At 53.7% G+C, this 15,078-nt stretch carries 12 protein-coding genes and 1 pseudogene; 4 read left to right on the top strand and 9 right to left on the bottom strand.

Annotated elements, in window-relative coordinates; translation table 11 throughout:
- Window positions 1-1,044 carry a spermidine/putrescine ABC transporter substrate-binding protein PotD gene (gene potD / locus NIM72_RS19330; protein ID WP_161736348.1) on the top strand — a complete coding sequence of 348 codons (1,044 nt, stop codon included), beginning with the start codon at window positions 1-3 and terminating at the stop codon, window positions 1,042-1,044.
- Window positions 1,045-1,077: 33 nt separating this feature from the next.
- Here potD and cobB read toward each other — a convergent pair whose 3' ends face one another.
- The 4 genes from cobB to lolC all read right to left on the bottom strand — a co-directional run bounded on the left by cobB (window position 1,078) and on the right by lolC (window position 5,198).
- The gene (gene cobB, locus NIM72_RS19325; protein WP_253421610.1) at window positions 1,078-1,911 is read right to left on the bottom strand and encodes a Sir2 family NAD+-dependent deacetylase; all 834 of its coding nucleotides are present in this window, start codon (window positions 1,909-1,911) and stop codon (window positions 1,078-1,080) included.
- A gap of 146 nt (window positions 1,912-2,057) precedes the next feature.
- Window positions 2,058-3,302, bottom strand: coding sequence for a lipoprotein-releasing ABC transporter permease subunit LolE (gene lolE / locus NIM72_RS19320; protein ID WP_253421608.1), 1,245 nt, complete (start codon window positions 3,300-3,302; stop codon window positions 2,058-2,060).
- Window positions 3,302-4,006, bottom strand: a complete 705-nt coding sequence (gene lolD, locus NIM72_RS19315) for a lipoprotein-releasing ABC transporter ATP-binding protein LolD (protein WP_253421606.1) — start codon at window positions 4,004-4,006, stop codon at window positions 3,302-3,304. The genes lolE and lolD overlap by 1 nt, the downstream gene beginning before the upstream one ends.
- On the bottom strand, window positions 3,999-5,198 hold the full coding sequence (lolC, locus tag NIM72_RS19310; protein ID WP_161736344.1) for a lipoprotein-releasing ABC transporter permease subunit LolC: 1,200 nt from the start codon (window positions 5,196-5,198) through the stop codon (window positions 3,999-4,001). Before lolC ends, lolD begins: the two co-directional genes overlap by 8 nt.
- A 247-nt stretch (window positions 5,199-5,445) precedes the next feature.
- Between lolC and NIM72_RS19305 the strand changes: the two genes are divergently transcribed.
- Both NIM72_RS19305 and mfd read left to right on the top strand, forming a co-directional pair.
- Window positions 5,446-5,655 carry a hypothetical protein gene (locus NIM72_RS19305; protein WP_013357479.1) on the top strand — a complete coding sequence of 70 codons (210 nt, stop codon included), beginning with the start codon at window positions 5,446-5,448 and terminating at the stop codon, window positions 5,653-5,655.
- A gap of 227 nt (window positions 5,656-5,882) precedes the next feature.
- Window positions 5,883-9,326 carry a transcription-repair coupling factor gene (gene mfd, locus NIM72_RS19300; RefSeq protein WP_161736343.1) on the top strand — a complete coding sequence of 1,148 codons (3,444 nt, stop codon included), beginning with the start codon at window positions 5,883-5,885 and terminating at the stop codon, window positions 9,324-9,326.
- 132 nt (window positions 9,327-9,458) lie between these two features.
- Here mfd and NIM72_RS19295 read toward each other — a convergent pair whose 3' ends face one another.
- The 4 genes and pseudogenes from NIM72_RS19295 to NIM72_RS19285 all read right to left on the bottom strand — a co-directional run bounded on the left by NIM72_RS19295 (window position 9,459) and on the right by NIM72_RS19285 (window position 12,337).
- Complete coding sequence (locus NIM72_RS19295; protein WP_033732285.1) at window positions 9,459-10,001, bottom strand: glycine zipper 2TM domain-containing protein; 543 nt, start codon at window positions 9,999-10,001, stop codon at window positions 9,459-9,461.
- A 405-nt stretch (window positions 10,002-10,406) separates the two neighbouring features.
- Window positions 10,407-10,946 carry a hypothetical protein gene (locus tag NIM72_RS19290; protein WP_253421604.1) on the bottom strand — a complete coding sequence of 180 codons (540 nt, stop codon included), beginning with the start codon at window positions 10,944-10,946 and terminating at the stop codon, window positions 10,407-10,409.
- A 118-nt stretch (window positions 10,947-11,064) separates the two neighbouring features.
- Window positions 11,065-11,475, bottom strand: a pseudogene (locus NIM72_RS21595) (DUF2569 family protein).
- Between the two features lie 298 nt (window positions 11,476-11,773).
- Window positions 11,774-12,337 (bottom strand): Ail/Lom family outer membrane beta-barrel protein, encoded by a 564-nt coding sequence (locus NIM72_RS19285; protein WP_253421601.1) that lies wholly within the window; start codon window positions 12,335-12,337, stop codon window positions 11,774-11,776.
- 822 nt (window positions 12,338-13,159) lie between these two features.
- Between NIM72_RS19285 and NIM72_RS19280 the strand changes: the two genes are divergently transcribed.
- The gene (locus NIM72_RS19280) at window positions 13,160-13,393 is read left to right on the top strand and encodes a SymE family type I addiction module toxin (RefSeq protein ID WP_222924187.1); all 234 of its coding nucleotides are present in this window, start codon (window positions 13,160-13,162) and stop codon (window positions 13,391-13,393) included.
- Window positions 13,394-13,563: 170 nt separating this feature from the next.
- Here NIM72_RS19280 and NIM72_RS19275 read toward each other — a convergent pair whose 3' ends face one another.
- A complete protein-coding gene (locus tag NIM72_RS19275) occupies window positions 13,564-14,868 on the bottom strand; it encodes an NAD(P)/FAD-dependent oxidoreductase (protein WP_161733741.1) in 1,305 nt (434 codons plus the stop codon).
- Between the last annotated feature and the right edge of the window lie 210 nt (window positions 14,869-15,078).

Here is a 15,078-nt window from a genome sequence, read left to right as displayed (position 1 = left end):
ATGAAAAAGAGATCTCACTGGCTGGCGGCAGGTGCACTGTTGCTGGGTATGAACGTGGCGCAGGCAGACAACAGTAATACCCTCTATTTCTACAACTGGACCGAATATGTGCCGCCGGGGCTGCTGGAGCAGTTCACGAAAGAGACCGGCATTAAAGTGATCTATTCGACCTATGAATCCAATGAGAGCATGTACGCCAAACTGAAAACCTGGAAAGATGGCGCTTACGATCTGGTCGTGCCGTCAACTTACTTCGTGGCAAAAATGCGAAACGAAGGGATGCTGCAGAAAATCGACAAAAACCAGCTCAGCAACTTCAGCAACCTCGATCCCGACCTGCTGAATAAACCCTTCGATCCTGACAATAACTACTCGATTCCCTATATCTGGGGCGCGACGGCAATCGGTGTCAACACCGATGAGATCGACGTGAAAAGCGTGACCCGCTGGGCCGATCTGTGGAAGCCGGAATATAAGCAAAGCCTGCTGCTGACCGACGACGCGCGCGAAGTGTTTCAGATGGCGCTGCGCAAGCTGGGATACTCCGGCAATACCCGCGATCCTGAGCAGATCAAAGCCGCTTATTCTGAGCTGAAAAAGCTGATGCCCAATGTGCTGGCCTTCAACTCTGATAATCCGGGTAATCCCTATATGGAAGGCGAAGTGAATCTGGGCATGCTATGGAATGGTTCGGCGTATGTCGCACGTCAGGCGGGCACGCCGTTAGCGATCGTCTGGCCTGAAGAGGGCGGCATTTTCTGGATGGATAACCTGGCGATCCCGGCTAACGCGAAGAACAAGGCAGGCGCGCTGAAGCTGATTAACTTCCTGCTGCGTCCTGACGTCGCGGCGAAAGTGGCGGAAACCATCGGCTATCCTACACCGAACCTCGCAGCGAAGGCGTTGCTGCCACCCGCCGTGGCGAACGATCCGTCACTCTATCCACCTGCTGACGTGATTAAGCACGGTGAATGGCAGGATGATGTTGGCGACGCCAGCCTTCAGTACGAAACCCTGTTCCAGCAGCTTAAAGCGGGCCGTTAGAAGAGTCAAAGAGGCGGCTGTCAGCCGCCTCGCCTACTTATACAGTCCGCGCAGCAGGGTATGAACAAATTCCGGCACCACTTCGCTCGCCAGGCCGTAATGCCGTTCGGCAAACTCGTTACCCACCTGGCTCGGCTCCAGGTTCAGCTCAACGGTGTGCGCACCCTGCAGTTTGGCCTCATGCACAAAGCCTGCGGCCGGATAAACATGGCCTGAAGTACCGATAGCGATAAAGTAATCGGCCTGTTCCAGCGCCTGATAAATCTGCTCCATACCCAGCGGCATCTCGCCAAACCAGACCACGTGCGGCCGCAGCACAGAGGGGAACTGGCAGCAGGTGCAGCGCTCGTCCGGCGTGATATCGCCGGTCCACTCAATCACCTGACCGCTGGTAACGCAGCGCACTTTTAGCAGTTCACCGTGCATATGCAGCACCCGGCTGTTACCGGCACGCTCATGCAAATTGTCGATGTTTTGCGTGACCAGCAGGAAGTTATCGCCCAACACCTGCTCCAGCTCAGCCAGCGCCAGATGGGCAGCATTAGGCTGGATGTCGGCTTCCTGTAGCTGCTGGCGGCGCGCATTATAGAAGCGCTGAACCAGCGCGGGATCGCGCTGAAAGCCTTCGGGCGTAGCAACGTCTTCAACGTGGTGCTCTTCCCACAGGCCGTCAGCCGCGCGGAAGGTCCGGATGCCGGACTCCGCTGAGATGCCTGCGCCGGTCAGCACCACAACATGCGGCTGAGGGTGGGCGGCCAGTTCGGCCTGACGATCGCGCTCAAATATGCGCTGGCGAAAGCGCTGATGCACTTTTCTCCGGGTTTTCTTCAGGCGGGCAAGTCGTATGCGGCGACGTGGTGTACGCATAAAATCTCCTGGCGTAGCAGCTGCGGCGAGCCGCTCTAAACAGATTCCGGGTTAACATCACCCGATAGTAACGGTTGCTGAGGGCATGACCCAACAGCAAAGGTCTTAAACAGATGCGGCGCGAAATCACTCGCGCCGCATTTTTATCACTGACCGCTTAATACCCGAGCCGGGTCAATGCGGCTGGCGCGTCTGGCGGGATACCAGCTCGCCAGCAGGCTCAGCAGAATGGCGGTAATCAGTACTGAGAACACGTCAATCCAGTGCAGTTCCGAGGGCAGGAAATCAATAAAGTAGATATCTCCTGCCAGCAGATGATGACCGGTAATCGATTCCAGCCCACGCACCAGTGAGGTCAGATTCAGTGCCACCAGCACGCCAGCCACCACGCCGCTGACGCTGCCCAGCAGACCGGCCAGCAAACCGTACCAGATAAAGATGGCGCGGATCAGCCGGTCTTTCGCGCCGAGGGTACGGAGTACCGCAATGTCACTGCTCTTATCCTTCACCGCCATCACCAGCGTGGAAACGATGTTAAAGCAGGCGACGCCGATCACCAGCACCATCGCCAGATACATGATGGCGCGGATCATCTGAATGTCGCGGTACATATAGCCGTAGGTGCCAATCCAGCTCTTGATGTAGACATAGGAGCGGGTCGCTTCACCGGCATCGCGCACCAGTTTCACGGCCTGGAACGGGTCTGTCATCTTCAGCGCAATACCGGACACGCTGTCACCCATCTCCAGATAGTGCTGCGCATCGGCCAGCGGCACCAGTGCCAGACTGTGATCGAGCATGCCGCTGAGTTGCAGGATACCGTTGACCTGCAGCCGGATGCGTTTTGGCTGCAGCAATTTGTTATCACCATCGTTGTTCGGGATCATGATGGTGATCCAGTCGCCCTGCTTCACCTTCAGCGATTTAGCAATGCCGCCGCCCAGAATGATCTGTTGCTTACCGGCGGCAAAAGAGGACCAGGCGTTATCGGCGACAAACTGTGGCAGCGCGCTGAGGCGCGGCTCCTGGGCCGGATCGACGCCCTTCACCTGCAGCGCTTCCAGCCGGGCACCGCTCTCAATCAGACCGGTGAAGTTGACATAGGGGGCCGCCGCCGCAATGCCGGGCACTTTTTCAATCGGGGCAATCATCGACTGCCAGTGCTGGAACGGCTGATTAACTGCCTCGATTTCACCGTGCGGCACCACCGCCAGAATGCGGTTATTCAGCTCACGCTCAAAACCGTTCATGGCGCTGAGGCCGATAATCAGCACCGCCACGCCCAGCGCAATCCCGATGGTGGAGATCACCGAAATCAGCGAAACCATCCCGCCACGACGGCGTCCACGGCTGAAGCGCAGGCCCAGCAACAGGGATAACGATGAACCCATTACAGCGCTCCTGCCAGAGTGAGCTGATCGCTTAACTGGCCATCACGCATCTCCATCTGACGCGTCATGCGTTTTGCCAGCATCAGATCGTGCGTCACCACCAGAAAGGCGGTGCCCTGACGGACGTTCAGCTCGCCCAGCAACTCAAAAATAGCGTCGGCGTTACGCGCATCCAGGTTGCCGGTGGGTTCATCTGCCATTACCAGCCGTGGACGGTTGACCAGCGCACGGGCGATCGCTACGCGCTGACGCTCGCCGCCGGACAGTTCAGACGGCCGGTGCTCGGCACGATGGTCCAGCCCGACTGCGGCCAGCATCTCGCGGGCGCGATCCTGCGCTTCCGCTTTCGCGATTTTGCCAATCAGCAGCGGCATCGCCACGTTCTCCAGCGCACTGAAGTCCGGCAGAAGATGGTGGAACTGATAAATAAAGCCCAGCTCGCGGTTACGCAGCTCTGCTTTGGCCGACGAGGACATGGCGTTCAGCGACTGACCATCAAACACCACATCGCCCGACGTCGGCGCATCCAGACCGCCCAGCAGATGCAGCAGCGTACTTTTACCGGAACCGGAGCTGCCGACAATCGCCGTCAGTTCACCGGGCTGGAGGCTGAAAGCCACATTGCGCAGCACATCGGTCTGCACGCTGCCTTCCTGATAGCGTTTGCACAGGTCGCGGCACTGCAACAAAGGAGTGTTACTCATAACGTAAAGCCTCAGCAGGTTGAACGGCGGCAGCGCGCCACGAAGGATAGAGCGTAGACAACAGCGCCACAATCATCGCGCTGAGGGCGATGGTGACCACCTGCCACACATTGATATCAACCGGCAACGCGGCGCCATCGAGGAACAGGCCAATCACCGGCATTAAGTTATTAAGCTGGCTGGCCAGTAGTACACCGAGCAGCGTGCCGAGCAGCGTGCCGATAATCCCGGCGCTGGCACCCTGCACCATAAACACCGCCACTATTTGCCGACGCGTCAGGCCCTGGGTCTGGAGAATCGCCACTTCGCCCTGCTTCTCCATGATCAGCAGGCCTAATGATGTAATGATGTTAAAGGCGGCCACGGCGATAATCAGGCTCAGCAGCAGACCCATCATGTTCTTCTCCATGCGTACTGCCTGGAAGAGATCGCCTTTGCGCTCGCGCCAGTCTTTCCAGACCAGACCCGCAGGCAGTGTCTGCTGACTCAGACTGTCGACCGACAGCGGTTTATCCAGCCAGAGTCGCCAGCCGGTAATGTTACCGGCCGGATAGCGCATCACGCGCGACGCATCCTGAAGATTGACCAGAATCTGATAACCATCGACTTCGCTATTGGCGGCATAGGTGCCTGCCACGGTAAACAGACGCTGGCTCGGTACGCGTCCCATCGGGGTAAACTGGCTGACCGACGGCACCATCAGACGCAGCTGATCGCCACGTTTAACGCCAAGCTGTGACGCCAGCTGTTCACCGAGGATCACATTGTACTGTCCGGCCTGCAGCACGCTCTGCTGGGTGTTGACCAGGAACGGCGTCAGCGGATCTTTTTCTTCCGGCTCAATCCCCAGCATCACACCAACGGAGACGCTGTGCGGGCTTTGCAGCACCACACTGGCGGTGGTCAGCGGCGCGATACGGCTGACACCCTGCAGATTCAGCGAAGTGGCGGGTTGCTGCTGTGGATTGAGACTGCCTTTGTCGCTGGTGATCAGCGCCTGAGGCATCAGGCCAAGAATATTGCCTTCAAGTTCACGCTCAAAACCGTTCATCACCGATAAGACAGTGACCATCGCCAGCACGCCGAGCGTGATGCCAATCGTTGAGAGCCAGGAGACAAAGCGACCGAAGCGATCCGATGCTCGTCCGCGCATGTAACGCAGACCGATAAATAGCGCGACAGGTTGATACATGGAATCCAGTAAGCCGTTGCCTGAAAATAGGTAGGGGGATGATAAAGGAGCGGCTCGTTTTATGAAACCTCTAACCCTCTGAGTCGGCAGCAAAGTTGCGTCAGAATACGTCACATTTACGACTAAAGCCGCAGAATAGACGATAAAGCCATCGCTTATTGGCTGATTATCCAGCGCCCTGGCGCGTAGACTATAATCTGTAACAGGATAAGAGGTAATTTATCGCACAGCGATAGAGGCAGCGACCATGTTGAAATTTCCCAAAGGCAGCATCGTTAAACATCAATCCGGGGAAATCAGAGGCGAAATCATCAACGTCTTTGAGCAGGGAAGCGCACCAGCCGGCTACTACGTAAAGTGGGACGACGGCAACCTCAGCTATCATCCTGAGCAGGAGTTATCCTGGGCAAATATCGACCGCCCACGCATGTATTACACACAGCAATCCATAAAATAGAATGCCCGTTTAACCCCGTCGCTGCACAGCGACGGCGGTTTTTTCTGATCCCGCTCCAGACTCGTCTATCCTCTCTCTATCCGCTGTATTACCGCCGACGCCCGGTAATGGCTGACCGATCCCCGGGTTCAGCGCGGCGCGGCAGGAAAATTGTGCCGCAGAGGTGATCCCCCTGACATAATATGGAATGATTACGTCCTGGAAAAATGGAGCAACCCCGAGATCCCATGCCCGAACAGACTCGTTATACCCTGCCCGTTAAATCCGGCGATCATCGCCAGCTCGGCCAGCTTATCGGCGCTGCGCATGCGGTTGAGTGTGCCAGTATTACCGAACGACATGCTGGTCCGGTGTTAATGATTACACCCGATACCCAAACCGCTCTGCGTCTGCTGGATGAAATCCGCCAGTTTACCGATCTGCCGGTGTCGCACCTTGCCGACTGGGAGACGCTGCCGTATGACAGCTTTTCGCCGCATCAGGATATTATCTCTGCGCGACTGTCGACCCTTTACCAGCTGCCGGTGATGCAGCGCGGTCTGCTGATCATGCCGGTCAATACCCTGATGCAGCGCGTCTGTCCGCACAGTTTCCTGCACGGCCATGCGCTGGTGATGAAGCAGGGGCAAAAACTGTCACGCGACCGGCTGCGCGATCAGCTTGAGCAGGCCGGTTACCGCCATGTCGATCAGGTGATGGAGCACGGTGAATACGCCACGCGCGGCGCCCTGCTCGATCTGTTTCCGATGGGCAGCGATCAGCCCTACCGCATCGACTTTTTCGATGATGAGATCGACAGCCTGCGCCTGTTCGACGTCGATAATCAGCGTACGCTGGAAGCGGTGCCGGAAATCAATCTGCTGCCCGCACATGAATTTCCCAGCGACAAAGCCGCCATTGAGCTGTTCCGCAGCCGCTGGCGCGAAATTTTTGATGTGCGCCGCGAGTCGGAGCACGTCTATCAGCAGGTCAGCAAAGGCACGCTGCCCGCGGGCATCGAATACTGGCAGCCGCTGTTCTTCGAGCAGCCGTTACCCAGCCTGTTCAGCTATCTGCCTGACAACACCCTGATTGTGAACTGCGGCGACCTTGAAGGCAGCGCCAGCCGCTTCTGGCAGGATGCTGAGGCGCGCTATGAGAACCGTCGCGTGGACCCGATGCGTCCGCTGCTGGAACCGGTCACCCTGTGGCTGCGTCCCGACGCGTTAATGGGCGAACTGAAAGCCTGGCCGCGCATCCAGATGACCAATGAGGTGCTGCCCGCCAAAGCCGCGAATACCAATCTCGGTTACATCCCGCTGCCAGATCTCGCCGTTCAGGCGCAGGCGAAAGCGCCGCTCGACCATCTGCGGCAGTTTATTGAGACTTTCAGCGGCGCCGTGGTCTTCTCGGTCGAAAGTGAAGGCCGCCGCGAGAGCCTGCAGGAGCTGCTGGCCCGGATTAAACTGCGTCCTCAGTCAGTGCACCGTTTTGATGAAACCGTCGACGATCGTTTCACGCTGATGATCGGTGCCAGCGAGCGTGGTTTCATCGATACCCAGGGTAACCGGGCGCTGATTTGCGAAAGCGATCTGCTGGGCGAACGCGTCAGCCGTCGCCGTCAGGATACCCGTCGTACCATCAATCCCGACATTCTGATCCGTAACCTGGCGGAGTTGCATCCCGGTCAGCCAGTAGTGCATCTGGAGCACGGCGTGGGCCGCTATATCGGCCTGACTACGCTGGAAGCAGGCGGCATTGAGGCGGAATACCTGATGCTCTCCTACGCCAATGACGCCAAACTCTATGTGCCGGTTTCATCGCTGCACCTGATCAGCCGCTATGCGGGCGGAGCTGACGATAATGCGCCACTGCATAAGCTGGGCAGTGATGCCTGGTCGCGCGCGCGGCAGAAAGCGGCGGAGAAAGTACGCGATGTGGCGGCCGAACTGCTGGATATCTATGCCCAGCGCGCCGCCAAAACCGGTTTTGCCTTTAAGCATGACCGTGAGCAGTATCAGCTGTTCTGCGAAAGCTTCCCGTTTGAAACCACACCCGATCAGGCACAGGCGATCAACGCCGTGCTGAGCGATATGTGCGAACCGCTGGCGATGGATCGTCTGGTGTGCGGTGATGTGGGCTTTGGTAAAACGGAAGTAGCGATGCGCGCGGCGTTTCTGGCCATCGAGAACCACAAACAGGTGGCCGTACTGGTGCCGACTACCCTGCTGGCACAGCAGCACTACGACAACTTCCGTGACCGCTTCGCCAACTGGCCGGTTCGCATTGAGATGCTTTCCCGCTTCCGTACCGCCAAAGAGCAGGCACAGGTGCTGGAACAGGCCAGCGAGGGTAAAATCGACATTTTGATCGGCACCCACAAACTATTGATGAGTGACCTCAAGTGGCACGATCTCGGCCTGCTAATTGTCGATGAAGAGCACCGGTTTGGGGTGCGTCACAAAGAGCGCATCAAGGCGATGCGTGCTGATGTGGACATCCTGACCCTGACCGCCACGCCGATCCCGCGCACCCTGAATATGGCCATGAGTGGCATGCGCGATCTTTCCATTATCGCTACCCCGCCTGCCCGCCGTTTAGCGGTAAAAACCTTTGTCCGTGAATACGACGACGTGGTGATCCGCGAAGCGATTCTGCGCGAAGTTCTGCGTGGCGGACAGGTCTACTATCTCTACAATGACGTTGAAAATATAGATAAAGCGGCGCAGCGTCTCAGCGATCTGGTGCCGGAAGCGCGGGTGGCGATTGGTCATGGACAGATGCGCGAGCGTGAGCTGGAGCGGGTGATGAACGATTTCCATCATCAGCGTTTCAACGTGCTGGTCTGTACCACCATTATCGAAACCGGGATCGACATTCCGACCGCGAACACCATCATCATCGAACGGGCCGACCACTTTGGCCTGGCGCAGCTGCATCAGCTGCGTGGTCGCGTCGGTCGTTCGCATCATCAGGCGTATGCCTGGCTGTTGACGCCGCATCCGAAGTCGATGACCGCGGACGCACATAAACGCCTGGAAGCGATCGCCTCACTCGAAGATCTGGGCGCCGGTTTTGCGCTGGCAACCCACGACCTGGAGATTCGCGGGGCTGGCGAGCTGCTGGGTGATGAGCAGAGCGGACAGATGGAGACGCTGGGCTTCACGCTCTATATGGAGCTGCTGGAGAATGCCGTCGATGCGCTAAAAGCGGGTCGCGAGCCGTCACTGGAAGATCTCACCAGCAACCAGACTGAGGTGGAACTTCGCATGCCGGCGCTGTTGCCCGAGAGCTTCATCCCGGATGTCAGCACCCGTCTTTCACTTTATAAGCGCATCGCCAGCGCGGAGGCTGAAGAGGAGTTGCAGGAGCTGAAGGTTGAGATGATCGACCGCTTCGGCCTGCTCCCTGACCCTGCGCGTAATCTGCTGGACGTGGCGATTATCCGTCTGAAAGCCCGCGCGGTCGGTCTGCGTAAGATCGAAGCCAGCGACAAAGGCGGCTATTTCGATTTTGCGCCGCAGAACAAGGTCGATCCGGCATGGCTGATTAGTCTGCTGCAGAAAGAGCCACAGCAGTGGAAACTGGATGGGCCAACACGCCTGCGGTTTACCCGCGAGCTGTCGGAAAGAAAAATTCGTATGGATTGGGTGCAGGGCTTCGTTTCACAACTGGCTGAGCATCAGGCGTAACCCTCTGCCCGCGCTTTGCTGAGCTAATCGGTAAAGTGCGGGAAAATGGCGATAAAAAAGGCGCATCTTTGAGATGCGCCTTTTTCATTACGTCGTGCTGTGTGGCCGCCAGTGCGGCAAAGCTTTGCCCAATTACGCCTGGTCACCGTTGAGAATCAGCTGACCATTGCGATCCAGTGGAATACGCGTGCCGGGGTCGTTCTCCATACGGATTTTACCCTGCTGATCGCCTATTTTATAGGTCACGTCATATCCCAGTTTTTTCTCTTGTTTGTCATACACTGTTTTACAGCGCTGTTCGGTTGTGGTGTAGGTATCACGATCCTGCAGTCCGCCCTGGACCTGATTACCCGCATAACCGCCTGCCAACGCACCTGCTACTGTCGCGACATCCTTACCGCGACCGCCACCGAACTGGTGACCGAGAACTCCACCTGCCACTGCACCTAATACAGAGCCAGCAAGACGGTTCTCATCCTGTACGGCCCGACGGTGAGTCAGTGTGACATTACGGCACTCCTGACGTGGCTGTCTGATGCTCTCTTTGATTGGCGTTGCAGCCAGTACCTGAGCGTATTGAGGACCGCGATCAAACACGTTCATGCCTGCTACGGCGGCAACACCCAGCGCTGCTGCCACACCAATACCGATACCCGCTAACATTGATTTATTCACAGGAAGTTCCTCCTGAAAGTGTTACCGCGCAATCCTGCTGTTAAAGCATCCTCATTGACTGAGGTATAACCGGCGTGCGCGACGCGCCGTGTTTGTTGAGATGAAGTTTTACAGATGGACCGAAAATGCAACATCAGATAAATGGACGAAATTGGTCACTTTGCTATCAGGACCAGTTTTTAGGAGAGTTCTGAGGTGAAGGGAGTTGTTGCTGGTGTCGATTTAATAAAAAAATTTAACTAATTAAATCAACTGGATAAATTTATCTCAAGCGTTATGCAGACGCTGACTGTCTGTTCTGGCAGCGGCCTTTTCAGCGCTACCTGTAAGCATGTTCACTGGATGCCGTCATCGGGCATATTCCTTCCTGAAGCACCCAGGCTTCAGGAAGGAAGAAAAAGGAGACTAATCAAAAATACTCTCTGACGGGCATTCCTTCACCTCGCCCCAGCCCACAACGATGCCGTTTGGGGTGAGATTTTTGATTGAAACGCTATCGCCTGAATATTCAGAGCCTCTGACCACGATATCGTAATCATCGTTAGCCTGAGGAATAAATTCAACAGTGGCAGATTTTTGAGTGTTCTGATGGTACCCAGCTTGAGTCCAGTAATGGATGACACGAATCATTTGTCCTGGCTTCAGGGTAAATTCATTAATGAAAGCGCCATTGTTCTCGGATGACGCTGGCATACCTATTCGTTTATTGCCAGTGACAGGAATGCCCAGAATGGCAAAGCCAGAAGTGATACGGCGTTCCAGTACTTTTTTATAGCAACCTGAACTCTGCTTTTCAAAGAACTGGAGAGCCGTATTGCCCTCTGAAGCGACGCGGATCCGGGCCGCATCCTGTCCTTTATAATCATCCAGTGAAGGTCTGAAACCTGCCGTGCAGCCACTCAATAATAGTGCTATCAATCCGGTGATCAAAATTTTTGCAGCCATTCTTTATTATCCTTAATTTAACTGACACAGACTGGAACTGGTTATTTTATTGGTACTATAACGAGGCGGGTGTTGCGTTACACATCGTTTATTTTGTGACAAAAAAATATTGACCGTATTAATGCACAAAGACTTTATTAATCCTGCTGGAAAAAATAAAGTATGGTACCCATATCAGACAACTGATTAAGGCCCGAGCCAGCATATTGATAGCAGGCTGCGTAAGGTTTACGTGAAAAACCAAAGCAGGATAAAGCGTGCAAAAACTCGCAAAGATAAGACCGTATAAATATTACGTTATCATCACGTATCTGGTTTTTACTTTCTTCCTAAAGAAGAACCAGCAAGCCAGCACTGTTACGGGAGCATTAATAATGGACAGCGCTAATAATAAAACACTAAAACTATTAACCACACCTTGTTTCTGATAAGTGTTGGCAATCAACGAAACAATACAAAAATCATTATACAGCATCGTAAAAAAACCAATAATCAAGCCTAAAGCTGGCAGATATAATAAGCCATTAATCCTGCCCTCTTCTTTTTTTTCACAATTATCACAAAAGCCTGATTATTTATTCTCTTCTGCTTCCTGACATTTAATGCATAACATTCTCGCCCCCTGAAGCTTTAATTGTTTTTCTTTGTTTTAACAAAATTCAAACCGGTTAATTCAGAAGATCGACGTCTTTGGTCAGACAGGATCAGGTACTATTTTAAATGTATCGAAGAACTGCCTGATTCGACCTTTATAAAAAACGGTCCTTTCCAGAGTGCAAAAAAACAACCCTGACCAGATGACCAGGGTTGCGGTTTTTAGCGTTGAATCAGAAACGGTATCCGATGCCGATGTTAAAACCATTGATGGCAACATCTTCGTTATATTTTACGCGAGTACCTTCATAGCCAACACTCACAGAGAGGTTGCTGATAGGATTCACGACAACGCCAGCGCCATAGGCAAAAGAGGTTTTATTTTCACTATATTCTTCGGAGTAGACTCCGGGATAAGTCACGTTCTCATCCACTTTGGTATGGGCAACACCGATCAATCCATAGAAGCTGACATAGTCATTGATGCGATATGCCGGACCTGCCATCAGTGAGTAATATTTCACTTTGGTTTTTCCATCATATCCGCTGACATCGCCATAAAAATCTTCGCGCTCAGAAAAACTTTGATCGCCTTTTAGATAGCTGAACGAACCAATAACGCTGAGAGGAGAGTCCCACTCATAGCGATACTGAACATTGACACCACGAATGTTTTTGAAGTCATCAACTTTGCTTTGAGCATAGCCGATCGAGACAGTGTGATTATCAGCCAGCGCATTGCTGCCCACGAGCAGACCACCACACAGTAATGCCAGCATCGTCATTTTAGAGGTCATGTAATTAATTCCTTTTCATAATCTAACATTATTTCCCTGCGCTAATCGCAGGACTTCATTCCCTGAATCACCCATACCCGACGGATAGGATAGAGTTTTTATCAATCCATCTGTATCGGACAGGAATTTCATGTAGCGCTCCGCGCCTGATGTTCAGATCGGTCGGAGAGCATCTATTCATACCCGGATTTTTTAAATCAGGCTGGCCTGAGTCAATGTGAAACTTAAACGCCAGCCTTATTAAATGGAACTTCGGCCATTTAATTTAGGTTAAGTAAAGAATTTAACCACAGGAATCATTCTCGCGGTTAATTACCAATCAATCCTTAATGGCATTATTAGACCAAAAAGAATTAGAGGTATCAAGACCGAGTTGCCATAAAAAAGCAAAAATCCCTGGAAACCATTTCGGCACATACATCCAGAAAATTATCCTGCCTTATACAATCCATTAACGCAGATTATTAACTGACCTATATACCCACAACCCATTAAAAGACTAAGTTACAGTTCTATTTAAACCCCTCTGAATAAATGAAAGCATTCGGAAAAATAATACCTGTATTTTCCCAAAAAGCGTCACCCTCAAGCTGACTGCGAAGAAAAAATGAACGAAAGCCAGACCGGAGAAAAACTATCTGGTTTTCAGAGATAGCTCGCAATTTATTACTCAGCTTTCAGCGAGTTTACGTGGCAGGAGGTGTATATTTAAACAGGTAAAAACGGAACAGGAAGCACATAACGAGAGATTTTTTAGCGCGGGCTGAAGGTGGTGGAACACCAACAGCCCGCTGACCACAACTAACTGATTGGGAGTTAATTATGGCTGACACGCATCATAAGTCAGGGACCCGCACGTCCACAACCGCCGCTGGTGAATCGCGAGCACATTATTACAGAGTGGGATACCGGCCTAATAGGGGCCAGCCGAACCCACTGCCGCAGCTCACCATTAAAGGCCGCTGGCTGGAAGCGCTGGGATTTACGACCGGGCAGAAGATCGAGGTGATCACCGGGCCGGGACAGTTGATCATCCGGCTGGCGAATGAAGGATAATTGACTGACCTGTAAAGAAAAATCCCGGCATTAAGTCCGGGATTTCTTATTAATCATCATACAGGAAACTGAAGTTTAATTTGTCTTAATGTGTGCCCCTCAAGGGCATAAAAAAACCCCCTCAGAATCGAGGAGGCTTAGCATTAATTAGCCAGCGTTATTGCTGTTGCTTAGTGCAGCTTCAGCCGGGGGCGAATAACCCGGTTAATACTGCCGACCAGCATCATCAGGCCGGTTTTAAAATAGCCATGCAGTGCTATCTGGTGCATACGATAGAGAGAGATGTAGACAAAGCGCGCTATGCGCCCTTCTACCATCATTGAACCGCGCATCAGGTTGCCCATCAGGCTGCCGACCGTACTGAAGCGGGAGAGCGACACCAGCGAGCCATGATCTTTGTAGACATAAGCCTTCAGCGGTTTGCCCTGGCGCTGAGCAAGGATATTGTCCATGGCGCGTGAGGCCATCTGGTGCGCTGACTGGGCGCGCGGTGGTACAAATCCGCCGCCCGGCAAGGCACAGGAGGCGCAGTCGCCAATCGCGTAGATGTCATCATCCAGCGTGGTCTGCAGCGTCTCCTTTACCACCAGCTGATTGATGCGGTTGGTTTCCAGTCCGCCAATCTCTTTCAGGAAGTCCGGCGCTTTAATGCCCGCCGCCCAGACCATCAGATCGGCTTCAATAAACTCACCGCCTTTGGTATTCAGGCCATTCTGCTCAGCGCTGGTAACCATGGTCTGCGTCAGAACGCGCACGCCCAGTTTGGTCAGCTCCTGATGTGCCGCAGCTGAGATGCGCGGTGGCAGTGCAGGCAGAATACGTTCGCCCGCTTCGACCAGCGTCACGTTCAGCGCTTCGCGTCCCAAACCTTTAAATCCGTAGCTGTGCAGCTGTTTGACCGCATTATGCAGCTCCGCTGACAGCTCAACGCCCGTTGCGCCGCCACCCACGATGGCGATGTTGACTTTTTCGACCCTGCCTTCGCTGGCGGAGAATTTCAGGAACAGGTTAAGCATCTCATTATGGAAACGACGCGCCTGATGCGGGTTATCCAGGAAGATACAGTGATCTTTGACGCCCGGCGTGCCGAAATCGTTTGAGGTGCTGCCCAGCGCCATTACCAGCTGGTCGTAGGCCACTTCACGCTGTGGCACCAGCACTTCACCCTGTGCATTCAGCACTTCTGCCAGACGGATTACTTTGCGGCTGCGATCGATGTCGGTGAGCGAACCGAGCTGGAACTCAAAACCGTGATTGCGGGCATGAGCAAGATAGCTCAGCGCATCAATCCCTTCATCCATCGAACCGGTAGCGACTTCGTGCAGCAGCGGTTTCCACAGATGGCTGTGGTTACGGTCCACCAGGATAATCTCGGCCTTCTTTTTACGACCCAGTTTATGGCCCAGCTGCGTTGCCATTTCCAGGCCGCCCGCTCCCCCTCCAACAATAACAATTCTCTTAACAGACGTAGTCAACAAAGACCCCCTCAAATTGTGAACCAAAAGTTAACCAAAGGTTAAATTAAACCTTAAGAAACATAGGGTTGGCGAAGTTAAAATCGCAATCTGCTGGCAGAATAACATGGCGGGAAGAGGAGAACATAAGAATATTGATATACATCAAAGCGGGGAAATAAAACTCGGATAATTACGTAATGAAAACAGGCACCTTGCGGTGCCTGTCCG

The organism is Pantoea sp. B550, from assembly GCF_024158165.1.
In the GTDB taxonomy this organism is placed as follows: Bacteria; Pseudomonadota; Gammaproteobacteria; order Enterobacterales; family Enterobacteriaceae; genus Pantoea; species Pantoea alfalfae.
The sequence above is the reverse complement of the archived record's forward strand: the minus strand, read 5'-3'. Positions and strand labels throughout refer to the sequence as shown.

What these genes read in the sequence shown, in the direction of transcription:
- potD (WP_161736348.1), top strand. Translation starts at nt 1, where the DNA reads ATGAAAAAGAGATCTCACTGGCTGGCGGCAGGTGCACTGTTGCTGGGT.
- cobB (WP_253421610.1), bottom strand. Translation starts at nt 1,911, where the DNA reads ATGCGTACACCACGTCGCCGCATACGACTTGCCCGCCTGAAGAAAACC.
- lolE (WP_253421608.1), bottom strand. Translation starts at nt 3,302, where the DNA reads ATGGGTTCATCGTTATCCCTGTTGCTGGGCCTGCGCTTCAGCCGTGGA.
- lolD (WP_253421606.1), bottom strand. Translation starts at nt 4,006, where the DNA reads ATGAGTAACACTCCTTTGTTGCAGTGCCGCGACCTGTGCAAACGCTAT.
- lolC (WP_161736344.1), bottom strand. Translation starts at nt 5,198, where the DNA reads ATGTATCAACCTGTCGCGCTATTTATCGGTCTGCGTTACATGCGCGGA.
- NIM72_RS19305 (WP_013357479.1), top strand. Translation starts at nt 5,446, where the DNA reads ATGTTGAAATTTCCCAAAGGCAGCATCGTTAAACATCAATCCGGGGAA.
- mfd (WP_161736343.1), top strand. Translation starts at nt 5,883, where the DNA reads ATGCCCGAACAGACTCGTTATACCCTGCCCGTTAAATCCGGCGATCAT.
- NIM72_RS19290 (WP_253421604.1), bottom strand. Translation starts at nt 10,946, where the DNA reads ATGGCTGCAAAAATTTTGATCACCGGATTGATAGCACTATTATTGAGT.
- NIM72_RS19285 (WP_253421601.1), bottom strand. Translation starts at nt 12,337, where the DNA reads ATGACCTCTAAAATGACGATGCTGGCATTACTGTGTGGTGGTCTGCTC.
- NIM72_RS19280 (WP_222924187.1), top strand. Translation starts at nt 13,160, where the DNA reads ATGGCTGACACGCATCATAAGTCAGGGACCCGCACGTCCACAACCGCC.